The sequence below is a fragment of the Arthrobacter sp. ISL-72 genome (assembly GCF_018613755.1).
In the GTDB taxonomy this organism is placed as follows: Bacteria; Actinomycetota; Actinomycetes; order Actinomycetales; family Micrococcaceae; genus Arthrobacter.
Map to the genome: position 1 here is coordinate 180,563 of NZ_JAGGPP010000006.1, position 13,963 is coordinate 194,525.

Sequence of the window (13,963 nt, forward strand, 5' to 3'; positions counted from 1 at the left end):
GGACAAAAACTCGGATGGGTGGCCGGGGGATGGGTCGCGGGGGACGGGGGAGGGGACGCCCGGGGCGGGCGCTACTCCAGGCCGCGGCGCTTCAGTAGCGGCTCCAGCCTGGCGTCACGGCCGCGGAACGCCCGGAAGGACTCCAACGGCTCGCGGCTGTTGCCCCGCGAAAGCAGTTCGGCCCGGAAGAAATCCCCGTTGGCCCGGGTGAGCCCGCCGTTCTCCTTGAACCATTCCACGGTGTCCGCGTCCAGCACCTCGCTCCAGATGTAGGAGTAGTACCCGGCGGCGTAACCGTCCCCTGCGAAGATGTGCTGGAAATAGCCGGTGCGGTACCTCGGCGGGATCAGGTCATGCGCGACGCCGGCCGCGGCCAGTGCTTTGGCTTCGAACTCAAGCACATCCTCGCGGACCCTGGAGGTGTCTAGTACGTGCCAAGCGAGGTCAAGCAGCGCGGCGCCCAGGTACTCGGCCGTGGCGAAGCCCTCGCCCCAGAGCCGGGATTCATTGAGTTTGTCCACGATTTCCTGTGCGAGGGGCTCGCCCGTGACGTGATGCCGGGCGTAATTGGCGAGCACCTCGGGCCACATGATCCACATTTCGTTGACCTGGGACGGGTATTCCACGAAGTCGCGCGGTACAGCCGTGCCGGAGAACTTCGGGAAGGTCACGCTGGAAAACAGTCCGTGGAGGGCGTGCCCGAACTCGTGGAATGCGGTCCGGAGCTCGTCCAGGGTAAGCAGCGTGGGTTCCCCGGCCGGCGGCGTGGTGATATTCAGGGTGTTGATCACCACCGGCTGTGTATCCAGCAGCGCGGACTGGTCCACGAGTGAGTTCATCCAGGCGCCGCCGCGTTTGGATTCGCGGGCATAGTAGTCACCGAGGAACAGGCCGAGCCCGGAGCCGTCCTCGTTGCGGACCTCCCAGACCCGGACGTCGGGGTGATAGCCCTTGAGGTCGGGCCGCTCGTGGAAGGTGACGCCGTAGAGGGCCGTGGCGGCAAAAAAGACACCGTCGCGAAGGACCCGGTTGAGTTCGAAGTAAGGGCGCAGGGATTGTTCGTCCACGCTGTACCGTTCGCGCCGCACTTTCGTGGAGTAGTAGGCCCAGTCCCAGGCCTCGAGGGGATGACCGGCCACTTCGGCGAGTGCGGCCGCCTCGGCGTCGGCATTCCGGACCGCGGCAGGCGCCAGCCGGTTCATCATGCTCTGCACAGCTTCGAAGTCCGGCGCCGTCTGGCGGTCCACGGTGAGTTCGGCGTAGTTGGCGAAACCCAGCAGCCGGGCCTTCTCCGCGCGGAGGGCAACCATGGCCTTCACCAGGTCAAGCACATCAAGGCTGCCACCGCTGCTCCCGCGGCCGATCGACGCCTCGTAAAGGCGGCGACGGACTTCCCGGTTTTCCAGGGATGCCATGGCCGGCTGGTTGGTGGGCTGGATCAGGGTGAGGAGGTATTTCCCGTCATGGCCGGCGGCACGGGCTGCCTCGGCGGCGCTGGCAATGTCGTCAGCAGGCAGTCCGGCCAGTTCGGCGGCGTCGTCGAGAAGGAGCGCGGAGGACTTCATTGCCTCCTTGACGCGCTGGCCGAAGTCGGTGCCCAGCCGTGACAGCTCCGCATTGACCTCCCGGAGGCGTTCCTGCCCGGCGTCATCGAGCTGGATGCCGGACTGCCGGAACTCCTTGAGGTACTCCTCGACCAGCCTGGCGGATTCAGCATCGAGGCCGGCGGTGTCCACGGCCGCAATCCTGTCGAACAGCCGCCTGTTCATGTAAATCGCGTCCTGGTGGGCCGAGAACTGCGGGGACAGTTCTGTCTCGAGGGCGCGGATCCCGTCCGAGGCATCGGCCGACACCAGGGTGAAGAACGAGGCGGCGGCGCGCTGGAGGAGCTGCCCGGCGCGTTCCATCGCCAGAACCGTATTTTCGAAGTCAGCGGGTTCCGGGGTGTCCGCGATTGCCTGGATCTCGGCAAGGTGCTCCTTGAGCCCGGACTGGACGGCTTCGGCGTAGTGCGCCTCCTCGATGTCGGCAAACGGCGGAAGCCCGAACGGCAGAGTGCTGGGAGTCAGGAGGGGGTTGTTCATGAAGCAACCCTTTCATGTAACAGGTCGGTTCTCAATGGTGATTTCCCGGGATTCAGGAGTTTGCCGCCATAGGATGGCTGTCATGGGGAACAACGATGGCGGCCCGCGATGACGCTCAAAAAATGGAGCGCCACGGCGTCCGCTGCTGCTTTTGTACTGCTCACCCTTTCGTCGTGCGGCGTCCTCGCCGGTCAGGGCACCGACGGGCGGGGCAACGGGACAACGCCGACGACGGCGGCCTCCGGGCCGGGGTCGGCCGCAGCCACCCAAGCGCCGGCTCCCACCCCGGAACCCACCCCGGGCAAGGGTCCCGCGTGCCCCACGGTCAGGTGCACGTCGGTTCTGGTAACCGGGGACATGCTGGTGCACGCCCAATTGTGGGACCAGGCCCGCGTCGACGCTGCAGCCGTCGGAAAGCAGGGGCTGGACTTCACTCCTTTGCTTGAGGGCCAGCGGGCTTACATCGAGAAGAGCGACCTGGCCATCTGTCACCAGGAAACCCCGGTCGCGGATCCGGACGGTCCTTTCTCGGCCTATCCGTCGTTCAACGTGCCGCCCCAGATCACCGCAGCGTCGAAGAATGTCGGCTACCAGGGCTGCACCACCGCCAGCAACCACACCATCGACCGGGGTACCGAAGGCCTTGTGCGTACGCTCAACGCCCTGGACGCAGCGGGCTTGAAGCACACCGGTTCCTACCGGACGGAGGCAGAGTCTCAGGACATCCTCATCCTGCGGACGGAAGCCGCCAAAATTGCGGTGGTCGAGGGTGCCTATGGCCTGAACGGACAGTATCCGGAGTACGCCTGGCAAGTGGACATGCTGGACGCACCCACCATGATTGCGAAGGCGAAGAAAGCGCGCGCCCTTGGTGCGGACATTGTGCTCGGAGTTATGCATGCCGGGGACGAATATGCCAGCGCGCCCAATGCCCAGCAGCAGGAGACTGCCCATGCCCTCGTGGACAGCGGCGAGTTCACCATGGTGTACGGCCACCACACGCATTCCGTGCTGCCCATTGAGAACTACAAGGGAACGTGGATTGTGTACGGCCTGGGGAACGGCGTCACGGAACTGTCGCCCTGGTATGTGGTGAACAATGAGGGCCTGCTGGTGCGGGCGCAGTTCAGCCAGGACGCTTCCGGAAAATGGGCGGCGTCCGACCTCGCTTGGGTGCCGTCCGTGATTGTCCGCGATCCGTACCGCTGGTGCTCAGTGGCGGCGGACACACCGCAGGGACAGTGCGCCGGAGCGGAAGCCGATGCGGCCACCCGGCTGAGGACACGGACCGTGGTGGAATCCATGGGCGCTGCCGACGCGGGCGCCCGGGAATTGATCCTTTCCGACGAGCGGTAAGGGCCTGCGGGCCCACACAGCTTGCCGCAATGGCGGTGTTCCCTTCCCGCGAGCTCCTACGTTCCTGCCTTCGTATGCTCATGCCTTCGTATAATGCTGGCATGACCGAAGCTACGGACTACGTTGACCGTTTTTTCGACCGCTACGCAGCCGCGCTGCTGGCGCGTGACGCCAGTGTGATTGCGGGAATGTACGCCGTTCCCTCGCTGATTTTGTTTCCCGGCCAGTCCATACCCGTCAGTGACGCCGCCCAGACCGAAGCATTCTTCGCTTCGTCCTGGGGACAGTATGAGGGTGTCAACTCCGTGCAGAAGAGGATCGACATCATGGCTGAAGCCCCGGGAATGGTCTGGGCGGATGTTACCTGGACGTACAACGGCGAGACCCGCGAGCGTTTTTGCTTTCAGCTCGTCGAGAAAGCGGGCGGCTACCAGATTGCGGTTCTCACCCCAATGGCGTAACTCCCTCTGCTGACTGTCCCCGCCTGCTGACGCCCGCCTAGTGGGGGTCGACGGCGGCGAGGATCGCCGCGCCGAGGTCGGCCGGCCTGGTGAACTGGGGCCAGTGTCCTGTGGGCAGGTCCACGTACTCGACGTCGCGTATGCGCGCGAGCTCCGCGACGTAGGGATGCCCGGCGTCGATCCATTCCCTAAGGAGGGAGGAAGGGAACTCACAGGCGATCACCGTGGCCGGAACGTCGAAGCGGCGTTCATCGTGAAGCTGCTGGCGATCGTACGCCACCCCTTTCGGTTCAGGGATGGCGCGGGACCTGAACATGTTGCGCAGCCCGTCATCCAGGTCCGTCAGGTCGGCAGCGTCGAAGCCTTCCCACGGCGGAAGCGGCACGTCGTCGCCCTCCGCGGGAAGTTCATCGTTGATCACTCCGCCCTCGCCCAGCGGTCCGCTGTCCACATAGACCGCGCGGGCAACGCTGTTCGGCCGGGCGTCCACGGCGCCGTGGATGATGGCGCCGCCGCCGGAATGACCGACGAGCACCACCGGCTGATCGGCGCGGTCAACGGCCTCGACAACGGCGTTGATGTGGTCACGCAGGCCGACGCCGGCCCGGGGGGCGTCCCGGGCTTCCAAGCCGGGCAGCGTGAGGGGAAAGGTGCGATGCCCTGCAGCAACCAGCGGCGGGGTGACATCAGACCAGGATGAGGCGTCCAACCAGAATCCGGGAACCAGGATAATGTCCATGGAGGTACCCTACGCCGGACCGGGGACAAAAATGCCCAAGTCAGCTCACCCGGTCCACTCCGCAACGTGCCGGACATACCAGTGCTGCCAGGGAGTCTCCACTGCCTGGCCGTAGTGCTCGCGGACGAAAGACACAGCTTGTCCGGCGGGGACGCCGTCCAGGACGGCCATGCAGGCAAGGGCCGTGCCGGTTCTGCCGCGGCCACCGTGGCAGGCTATTTCGACCCGCTCGAATGCAGCCCGTTGCCATGCTTGGTTGAGGGCGTCGACGGCGTCGCTGTCGTTGACCGGCAACCAGAAGTCGGGCCATGGCACCCAGCGTTGCTCCCACGGAACGGGCGGCGGAACGCTGCCGAGCAGGTAGACGCCGAAATCAGGGTCGGGACCCGGCGGAGGCGGTTGCCGCAGTGGGCGGCCGCGGATGAGCCGGCCGGAGGGGAACCGGACGACGCCGGCAGCCCGTGGTTCCCATGTAGCCATGGAGTGAACTCTGGCACCGGATTGCCCTTAGGGGAAGTGTCCCGCAGACCCAAAGGAGGGGCGCCGCCCGAAGCGGGGCCCCTCCCGGTCGCCGCACAGAGCAGCGGGTCAGGCCAGTGCCTGGCGGTCAGAGACCGTCAGGCGGCCACCGGCTGCCTAGTGACGGCCCCGCCGGCCGTGGTCGTCGTCGTCGCAGTAGCTAACCCACTTCCAGTAATGACGGTCCCCGTGGCGCACCCTCTCCCAGTAGCCGTGCGTCTCACACCACCTCTTGTGATTCTTCCAGTTATGGTGGTCGCGGTCACGGTCGCGGCCGTGGTCCGTGTAGCTCTGGTTGGCCGAAACCGAAACGGACTTGAACCCAGTGTCCGCTGCAGCCGGTCCGGCAGCCATTGCGGTCCCGCCGATGCCGAGTCCTGCGGCGAGCAGGGTGGATGCGAGCAGTCCCATTGACCTCTTCATGAGATCTTCCTATCTTCTGTTCATTCCCATTGCAGAGCCGCAGGCTGACCCGGGCAGGCGGAATCGCCCCAAGTAATTCATGTGGCTTCCGGCGTGCCTCATAACGGGCTGTGCCGGGTTCAAAGATTCCTGTCGGAGGATGTCTGCGGTTGGTGGTCCCCAATAAGTGTGGCGGTACGTTCCATAAATCGGCGCGATGCCCCATTTTGCAGTGGCCTGATTCAGAGCGGCAACGCAGAGTCCTGCCGCATTTGGGAACCTCCGTGCCCCAACGGTGCGAGTCGTTTGTGCACGGATATGGATATTAAGGGCACCCCCGTGCCTACCCCTATATCCACAGCCCGGCTCGGGGGAGAGTCACCCTGAAACCTGGCTGTAGCGCTTGAACAACACCCTTCGCTACACCGATGTGCGGAGGTGAGTCCACCACTAACCATAGCCCTGGGGCAGAAATAACAATAGAAGCACGGGTATATTACACGGGGAAATCGAGTAGTATTTATCCGGGACGTGCCATCAACGTTCCGGGGTTGGTTTTGTGTGCGAATTGCCCGGGAGTGCGCATTCCCCGCAAACTATCCGCGACAATACCCGCTGATGTTACGGATCCGATTCTCCGGCGGAGTTTCACCGCGCGTCGGTCATTTCCTCCGGAACGGCCACAATATGCACCTCCGTGCCGTCCCGCAGCGCCGCAATGTCCAAGGGCGCGCCGATTGCCTCGGAAAAGAGCAGCTTCTGGAGGCTTTCCGCATTTGAAACGGACTTCCGCCCCACGCTCAGCAGGATGTCCCCGGCGCGGAGGCCTGCACGTTCGGCCGGTGATCCCGGCAGCACTTCGACCACCAGCAGCCCGTCATGATGGCCGGTACGGACCACCGAGCTCACCGGAAGTTGAACCGGAGTGTTGACGAGCCCAAGGTAGGCGCGCCGAACCCTTCCGTCGGAAAGAAGTGAGGCGATGATCCGCCGTGAGGTGGCATTGATCGGAACCGCCAGTCCCAGCCCCGCTCCGGCCACCGCCGTGTTGATGCCCACGATCCGGCCGCGGGCGTCCGCCAGCGCTCCGCCCGAGCTGCCGGCGTTGAGCGCGGCGTCGGTCTGGATGACGTCCTCGATCACGCGGCGGTTGCGTCCGGACCATACCGGGATGGAACGTCCCAGGCCGCTGACAACACCCGCCGTCACGGAGCCCGAGAGCCCCAGGGGATTACCGACGGCGATGACCAGCTGGCCGACCCTGAGGAGTTCGGCGTCGCCGAATTCCGCCGGCGGGGCGTTGGGTGCCTTGCCGTGGACGATGGCCAGGTCTGAAAGGGGGTCGGCGCCCACCACTTCAAAGGCGGTCCGGGTGCCATCGGCGAACACCGCGTGGCCCTTGCCCGCCGAGCCCACCACGTGGGCGTTGGTCAGCACGTACCCGTCCGAGGTGAACAGCACGCCTGAGCCTGCGCCGGCGCGGTATCTCCCGTTGCGTCCGTTGCCGGTCATTTCGACGGCGGCGACGTGCGGGGTGACGGTTTCCGCCACGCGGATGACCGTCGCGGAATACGAATCCAGCGGGTCTTCCGCCGCGTTCGTGCCGGTGACTCCGCTGTCTACTGTTGCCATGGTGCGCCTCCTGACGTGTTGCCTTACCTATGTCAACGGACGGGGACGCGGCGGTAGTCCGGTCAGTCGTACGCCGTCAGAGAAATCAGAAGTGGTCCCGCAGCAGCCGGTGCCGTAGCTCCGGCCAGGCCGTGGCAAACGCCGGGTGGAGCTCCCTGTGTTCGACACCGTGGGTAGGTATCCAGCTCAGCTCGATACTCTCCGGATCACTGATGGCAGGTTCGAAGGATTCGACGACCCGTACCGCCACTGTCGTGTAGGACCAGTAGCCGACGTCGAATACGGAGGTGAAGAGGACGCGGACGTTGTCCGGCGGAACTGCCGCTTCCTCATGAGCTTCACGCAGCGCGCCGGTCACGGCGTCCTCGCCCTGGTGCAGTGCTCCGCCGGGCAGGCCCCAGGTCCCGCCGTGATGGCTCCAGGTGGCCCGGTGCTGCAGCAGGATTCCCTTGCCGGCGTCGTGGACCAGAAGTCCGGCCGAGCCGAACCTGCCCCAGAACTTGCCGTGTTTGCCCTCCACCCAGGCGTCGCCTGGATCGCGGGGACCTGAGGGGCGGCGGAGGTGTTCCGGGAGGTTGGCGGCTTCGGTATTCATGGGACCAGTTTCCCATGGCGCGAAAGCTGGCGGGAGCTACCGCGGACGACGGGCGGCGTGCTCCCGCGCCAACTCGGCGTAACCGTCGTCGGGCGCGCCCGGAGTGAAGCTGCCGTATTTGCGTTCGGCAGCGGTGCGGATGAGGAAGTCGGCAATGGCGGGGTTCTTCGGCAGGAGGGATCCGTGGAGGTAGCTCGCCACAATGTTCCGGTAGCGGGCTCCTTCCTGGCCGTCGCTGCTGTTGTTGCCGGTGCCCTTGGCGGTTGTGCCGAGCGGCCGGACGCCCGGGCCTAGCCTCGTCTGGCCGCTGTGGTTTTCGTAGCCGAGGATGTCCCCGAATTCGGGTGAGGAAACCGTCACATTCCCGATCAGGCGTTCGTCGGTTCCGTGTGTTTCAACGTCCAGGACGCCGATGCCCGGGATGACGGCACCCGTCCGGGTTTTGAAAAACCTGCCAAACAGCTGATACAGCCCGCAGATCAGCAGCATCGGCGTGCCGTCGTCGGCCAGCTCCTTCAGCGCCGATTCCCGGGAGAGCAGGTCGTCCTGGATCACCAGTTGCCCGCTGTCCTGGCCGCCGCCGCCTACAATAATGTCGACGTCCTCGGGAAAGGGGTCGCCCACGTTGTATTCAAGGATTTCAGGTGTGTAGCCGTGCCAGCGGATGCGCTGCTGGAGGACCAGGACATTGCCCCAGTCCCCGTAGATGTTCATATCGCGCGGATACAGCTGCAGTACCCGGATGGTGCCTTTGCTGCCGGTTTCCTGGCTGCCGGCTGAGGACGCCTCGTCTTGGGACAGCGGGGTCACGAGACCACCTCCACAGTGGTGATTTTGGACAGCTCGCGGCGGATGGCCAGCATTGCCGTATAAGTACAGAATATGCGCTTGGGTTTGTCCGTGGCCCCCTCGATGAAGGCAGCCAGGGCGGGGACGATCTCCGGGTTCACGGACCCGACGGCTACCTCGTCATACTGCAGCCGAAGGGCCATGTCATAGGCCCGGGAACCACTGACCTGGTCCACCCCGCCGTCACGCAACGAATCAAATTCGACATCCCAGAGCCAGGACATATCACGGCCGTCGGCATAGTTGTCATTGATCGCGATCATCGTGGCGTAGCCGCCGGCTGGAAACGACTTCAGGCCAAGCCGGAAGCCGCTGGGGTTCTTGACCAGCACGAGGTCCAGCGGCTTTCCGTCAACCACCAGGCTTTCACCGCGGCCGAAGGCGGGCGCAACCTCTGACAGGGCCTTGAGCAGGCCGCCGTGGTCCGTTCCGGTGGTGCCGTTTCCGGCAACGCAGCGGGCTAGGACAAGCGCCGCTGCCGCATTGAAGATGTTGTAGACGCCGCGGAGCTTCATCCCGGTAGTGACCGTGGCGCCGTCGTACTCAAAGTCGGCGTCGTCCGCCCCCACGCGGCGAAGCACGACGTCGGCGTGCGGCTTGGGGGGCAGGTCCGGCACGGGGCTGCCCGGACCGGCGCGCAGGTCGTCGTCGTTCGGGAACGTGGTCAACAGGGAATCGTGGAGGCCGAAGTAGCGGACCTCGGGCCCGTTAAGGGTCTCCGCGATGCGGGCGACGCGCGGATCCTCGCGGTTCAGGACCACCGTGCCGGTGGTCTTGGCAGCGATGTGCTGCAGGAGCTGGGCAGTCTTGTCGATTTCGCCGAAGCGGTCCAGCTGGTCACGGAGGACGTTGAGGAGAAGGCTGTAGCGGGGCGGTACGCGGTTGACGAAGTGCACCGCGTGGGCCTCATCCAGCTCGAGGACCGCGATGTCTGCATTCAGGCGGCCCCGCCAGTCGACGTCGCCCAGAAGGGCTGCGGCGACGCCGCGGGTGAAATTGCTGCCCGTGCGGTTCGTGAAGACCTTGAGCCCCTGGCTCTCCAGCAGTTCAACAACCATCTTGGTAGTGGTCGTTTTGCCGTTCGTTCCGCTGACGACGGCGACGCCCAAGGGAAGCGTGGACAGTGTCCGCTGCATAAATCCCGGGTCGATTTTTTCGACCACCAAACCGGGGAAGGCAGAGCCTCCGCCCCTGAGCCGGGTGACCCGGCGGACGAGCTTGCCGAGCGGAACGCTGAAGTAAAGCATGCTCCGAATATATCCCAGCCGGGGCATGGAACCGGGCCGGCCGGGCCGCGGCAACACTCGTCCGGGCGCCGGGAGCACTATGCTGGTTGGATGACCAACCCCCCTTCCACGGACTATTCCCGCGTGGGCTCAGGCCTGCGGATCGGTGTCCTGGCGCTCCAGGGTGACTTTCGGGAACACCTGCGCGCAGCAGATGCTGCAGGCGCAACAGCCATCGGAATCCGGCGGCCCTCCGAACTCGACGGCATCGACGGCCTGATCATTCCCGGCGGCGAATCCACCGCCATCGATAAGCTCGCCCGGGCGTTCGAACTGGCCGACCCGCTGCGGAAGCTGATCGCTGACGGTCTGCCCGTTTACGGTTCCTGCGCGGGGATGATCCTGCTCGCAGACGAAATCGCGGACCCCGCCACCGACCTGGCAGGGAATCCGCAGCAAACGTTCGGCGGACTGGACATCACCGTTCGCCGCAATGCCTTTGGCCGGCAGCGGGAATCCTTCGAGACGGACCTTGAGTTCGGGGGATTGGGCTTCAGCGATACCGGCTCCGGGGTGCCGCCGGTGCATGCGGTGTTCATCCGCGGCCCTTGGGTGGAGCGCGTGGGACCCGCGGTTGAGGTCCTTGCCCAGGTGGAACCCGCGGACCCGGAGCATGCCTCCCATGTGGCCGCACTGCAGGGGACGGCTAGAATTGTTGCAGTGCGTTCAGGCCAGCTGCTGGCCACCTCCTTCCACCCGGAAGTGACGGGGGAGAAGCGCGTGCACGAACTGTTTATTCGAATGATCAGAGGAGAAGCGTAAAGCATGTCAGGCCACTCCAAATGGGCGACGACCAAGCACAAGAAGGCCATCATTGATAGCCGCCGCGCAAAGTCGTTCGCCAAGCTGATCAAGAACATCGAAGTAGCGGCCCGCATGGGCGGTCCGGATCTTGCAGGCAACCCCGGTCTGGAACTTGCTGTCACCAAGGCCAAGAAGACCTCCGTTCCGAACGACAACATCGACCGCGCCATCAAGCGCGGCGCCGGGCTCACCGGCGAAGTCGTGGACTACACGGAGATCATGTACGAATGCCGCGGCCCGCAGGGCTCCGCGCTGCTGATCGAGTGCCTTACGGATAACAAGAACCGTGCCGCATCCGAGGTCCGCCTCGCCATTTCCCGCAACGGCGGCACCATCGCCGACCCCGGTTCCGTCAGCTACCTGTTCACCCGTAAGGGAGTTGTCACGCTGCCCAAGAACGGTCTCAGCGAGGACGATGTCCTGATGGCGGTGCTCGAGGCCGGTGCGGAGGAAGTCAAGGACAATGGCGACACCTTCGAAATCCACTCGGATCCGAAGGACCTGCAGGCCATCCGCGACGCGCTCAAGGAAGCCGGGATCGAATACGACACCGACGAAGCGGAATTCGTCCCCTCCATGGAGGTGCCGCTCGACCTGGACGCGGCCAAGAAGTTCATGAAGCTCGTCGACGCCCTGGAAGACCTCGACGACGTCCAGAACGTCTACAGCAACGCAGACCTCAGCGACGAAGTGCAGGCCGCACTGGAAGCCGAGTGATTCCGCAGCCCTGCTGTGAAGCTGAGGCCCGGCCTTGACCCTGCGCGTGTTGGGAGTCGACCCGGGCCTCACCCGTTGCGGCATCGGCGTGGTCGACGTGGAGAAGAACCGGCGGGCCACCATGGTGGCTGTCGGTGTTGTGGGCACGTCCCCGGACGAGAGCCTCGACCAGCGCCTGCTCCTCATCGCCACTTCAATCGACGACTGGCTGGACCGTTACGAACCGCACGTCCTCGCCGTCGAGCGGGTTTTCTCCCAGCTGAACGTGAGCACCGTGATGGGCGTCGCCCAGGCGTCCGGCGTGGTGATCGCCGCCGCCGCCCGGCGGGGGATACCCGTGGCCCTGCACACGCCGTCGGAAGTCAAAGCCGCCGTCACCGGCAGCGGAACGTCCAACAAGGACGCCGTCACCAAACTGGTCACCAAGATCCTGCGCCTGGATGCACCGCCGCGGCCCGCGGACGCCGCAGACGCACTGGCGCTGGCCATCACCCATGCGTGGCGGGCCGGCAGCGGAGCTTCCATCGCCACTACGGGTCCCGGCAGCCATTCGCTGACGCCGGCCCAGCGCGCCTGGGCGGAGGCCGAAGCCAAGGCGCGCCGTGCACGATGAACGTCCGGCCGTGATGCCGGAGAACTTGTTAGGGTATTCGTAGATATGTTCGGATAGCCGGCTTTGTCCCGGCTATATTTCGCTGTAAACCCAGGAGCCCGGCCTTGATCAGTTTTCTCCGCGGAACCGTAGCGCACGTCGGGTTGTCCTCCGCCGTGATCGACCTCAACGGTGCCGGCATGAGCGTGAACGCCACACCCCAGACCCTCAGTGGCCTGCGTCCGGGCGAAGAGGGCAAGCTTTTCACCTCGCTTATTGTTCGCGAGGATTCCCTGACGCTGTTCGGATTTTCCACTGACGATGAACGCGAAGTTTTCGATGTGCTACTTAGTGTGAGCGGGGTGGGGCCGCGCCTGGCCCTGGCCGTGCTGGCAGTCCACGATCCCGAGGCGATCCGGGTCGCTGCGCACACCGGCGACGGCAAGGCCTTCACCAAGGTCCCCGGCATCGGCCCGAAGGTCGCCGGCAGGATCGTCCTGGAGCTCGCCGGAAAGCTGGTGCCGCACGGGACCGGCACACCGGCAGCGCCGGCGGCGGCCGCGGCTGCGCCCTGGAAGCCGCAGGTCGTCGCAGCGATGACGAGCCTCGGCTGGTCGGAAAAGGACGCGACCTCCAGCATCGAAAAGGCACTTGCGGATTCGCCCGAACTGGAAGCGGACGGCAAAGTGGCGGACATCCTGCGGGGCACGCTGCGCTGGCTCGGGCAGGACGGCGCCCGGGCCGGCAACCGGGTAGGCAGCCGTGGCTGAACCCTCCCTCGTCGGCGGGGGAGAGGAGCCGGAGGAGCGGGTCATCGAGGCCGCCCTCCGGCCCAAGAACCTGCATGACTTCGTGGGTCAGCACCGCGTGCGCAAGCAACTGTCCCTGGTGCTGGAAGCCTCGCGGATGCGCGGCCGCAGTGCCGACCACGTCCTGCTGTCCGGCCCGCCTGGCCTCGGCAAGACCACGTTGTCCATGATCATCGCAGCCGAGATGAACGCGCCGCTGCGGATCAGCAGCGGCCCGGCCATCCAGCACGCCGGTGACCTTGCCGCCATCCTTTCGTCGCTGTCGGAAGGTGAGGTCCTGTTCCTGGATGAGATCCACCGGATGTCCCGGCCGGCGGAGGAAATGCTCTACATGGCCATGGAAGACTTCCGGGTGGACATCGTGGTGGGCAAGGGCGCCGGAGCCACCGCGATTCCCCTCGAGCTTCCGCCGTTTACCCTCGTGGGAGCCACCACCCGTGCCGGCCTCCTTCCCGGTCCGCTCCGGGACAGGTTCGGTTTCACGGGCCACCTGGAGTTTTACTCCGTTGAGGAACTGGAGTTGGTCCTCAGGCGATCGGCCGGCCTGCTGGACCTAAAGGTCAACTCTGCGGGCTTCAGCGAAATCGCGGGCCGGTCCCGCGGCACGCCGCGCATCGCCAACCGCCTGCTGCGCCGCGTCCGGGACTGGGCGCTGGTCCACGGCATCGAGCAGATCGATGCCCGTGCAGCCTCTGCCGCGTTGGACATGTATGAAGTGGACAAAAGGGGACTGGACCGGCTTGACCGTTCCGTCCTGGAAGCCCTGATCACCAAATTCGGCGGCGGCCCGGTGGGGTTGTCCACCCTGGCCATCGCCGTGGGCGAGGAGCGCGAAACGGTGGAAACCGTGGCCGAGCCATACCTTGTCCGGGAGGGATTGTTGGGCCGGACCCCGCGCGGCCGGATCGCGATGGCCGCCGCCTGGACCCACCTCGGCTATGCGGTTCCGGACGGGGTTTTCGGGCAGGAAACGCTTGCGCATTTTGACGAGGATGAGCTCGCCCCGGAATCAGCGCAGGAATGGCTGCCGAACAGCCAATAGCAGCGTCCGGCTGACTTTCCCTCTAGACTGGTAAGACGCTCGGCGCGTTCGGGTCTTTGTTTCTGTGGGCGGCTTC

At 65.4% G+C, this 13,963-nt stretch carries 15 protein-coding genes; 7 read left to right on the forward strand and 8 right to left on the reverse strand.

What is annotated here, in order from left to right:
• Positions 1-71: 71 nt before the first annotated feature.
• Complete coding sequence (locus J7I92_RS06190; RefSeq protein WP_214838583.1) at positions 72-2,084, reverse strand: M3 family metallopeptidase; 2,013 nt, start codon at positions 2,082-2,084, stop codon at positions 72-74.
• A 108-nt stretch (positions 2,085-2,192) separates the two neighbouring features.
• Here J7I92_RS06190 and J7I92_RS06195 point away from each other — a divergent pair, with 108 nt between their 5' ends.
• Together J7I92_RS06195 and J7I92_RS06200 are read left to right on the forward strand one after the other, a co-directional pair.
• Positions 2,193-3,440, forward strand: coding sequence for a CapA family protein (locus J7I92_RS06195; RefSeq protein WP_214838584.1), 1,248 nt, complete (start codon positions 2,193-2,195; stop codon positions 3,438-3,440).
• 101 nt (positions 3,441-3,541) lie between these two features.
• Positions 3,542-3,901, forward strand: coding sequence for a hypothetical protein (locus J7I92_RS06200; protein WP_214838585.1), 360 nt, complete (start codon positions 3,542-3,544; stop codon positions 3,899-3,901).
• 37 nt (positions 3,902-3,938) lie between these two features.
• On the opposite strand, the gene J7I92_RS06205 is transcribed toward J7I92_RS06200, so the two are convergent.
• The 7 genes from J7I92_RS06205 to J7I92_RS06235 form a co-directional block, all read right to left on the reverse strand.
• Positions 3,939-4,640 carry an alpha/beta fold hydrolase gene (locus tag J7I92_RS06205; RefSeq protein WP_214838586.1) on the reverse strand — a complete coding sequence of 234 codons (702 nt, stop codon included), beginning with the start codon at positions 4,638-4,640 and terminating at the stop codon, positions 3,939-3,941.
• A gap of 45 nt (positions 4,641-4,685) precedes the next feature.
• Positions 4,686-5,120: a protein phosphatase gene (locus J7I92_RS06210; RefSeq protein WP_214838587.1), complete on the reverse strand. Its 435-nt coding sequence runs from the start codon at positions 5,118-5,120 to the stop codon at positions 4,686-4,688.
• A 156-nt stretch (positions 5,121-5,276) separates the two neighbouring features.
• A complete protein-coding gene (locus tag J7I92_RS06215; RefSeq protein WP_214838588.1) occupies positions 5,277-5,582 on the reverse strand; it encodes a hypothetical protein in 306 nt (101 codons plus the stop codon).
• Between the two features lie 627 nt (positions 5,583-6,209).
• The gene (locus J7I92_RS06220; protein ID WP_214838589.1) at positions 6,210-7,193 is read right to left on the reverse strand and encodes a S1C family serine protease; all 984 of its coding nucleotides are present in this window, start codon (positions 7,191-7,193) and stop codon (positions 6,210-6,212) included.
• Positions 7,194-7,278: 85 nt separating this feature from the next.
• The gene (locus J7I92_RS06225) at positions 7,279-7,788 is read right to left on the reverse strand and encodes an NUDIX domain-containing protein (protein ID WP_214838590.1); all 510 of its coding nucleotides are present in this window, start codon (positions 7,786-7,788) and stop codon (positions 7,279-7,281) included.
• 36 nt (positions 7,789-7,824) lie between these two features.
• Positions 7,825-8,598, reverse strand: a complete 774-nt coding sequence (locus J7I92_RS06230) for a type 1 glutamine amidotransferase (RefSeq protein WP_396020357.1) — start codon at positions 8,596-8,598, stop codon at positions 7,825-7,827.
• Complete coding sequence (locus J7I92_RS06235) at positions 8,595-9,884, reverse strand: Mur ligase family protein (RefSeq protein WP_214838591.1); 1,290 nt, start codon at positions 9,882-9,884, stop codon at positions 8,595-8,597. Before J7I92_RS06235 ends, J7I92_RS06230 begins: the two co-directional genes overlap by 4 nt.
• A gap of 90 nt (positions 9,885-9,974) precedes the next feature.
• Between J7I92_RS06235 and pdxT the strand changes: the two genes are divergently transcribed.
• From pdxT to ruvB, 5 genes are all read left to right on the forward strand, one after another.
• The gene (pdxT, locus tag J7I92_RS06240; protein WP_214838592.1) at positions 9,975-10,685 is read left to right on the forward strand and encodes a pyridoxal 5'-phosphate synthase glutaminase subunit PdxT; all 711 of its coding nucleotides are present in this window, start codon (positions 9,975-9,977) and stop codon (positions 10,683-10,685) included.
• A gap of 3 nt (positions 10,686-10,688) precedes the next feature.
• Positions 10,689-11,444: a YebC/PmpR family DNA-binding transcriptional regulator gene (locus J7I92_RS06245; protein ID WP_214838593.1), complete on the forward strand. Its 756-nt coding sequence runs from the start codon at positions 10,689-10,691 to the stop codon at positions 11,442-11,444.
• Between the two features lie 34 nt (positions 11,445-11,478).
• Positions 11,479-12,057: a crossover junction endodeoxyribonuclease RuvC gene (gene ruvC, locus J7I92_RS06250; RefSeq protein ID WP_214838594.1), complete on the forward strand. Its 579-nt coding sequence runs from the start codon at positions 11,479-11,481 to the stop codon at positions 12,055-12,057.
• A 104-nt stretch (positions 12,058-12,161) separates the two neighbouring features.
• The gene (gene ruvA, locus J7I92_RS06255) at positions 12,162-12,806 is read left to right on the forward strand and encodes a Holliday junction branch migration protein RuvA (protein WP_214838596.1); all 645 of its coding nucleotides are present in this window, start codon (positions 12,162-12,164) and stop codon (positions 12,804-12,806) included.
• Positions 12,799-13,887, forward strand: a complete 1,089-nt coding sequence (gene ruvB, locus J7I92_RS06260; protein WP_214838598.1) for a Holliday junction branch migration DNA helicase RuvB — start codon at positions 12,799-12,801, stop codon at positions 13,885-13,887. Before ruvA ends, ruvB begins: the two co-directional genes overlap by 8 nt.
• The last annotated feature ends 76 nt before the right edge of the window (positions 13,888-13,963 follow it).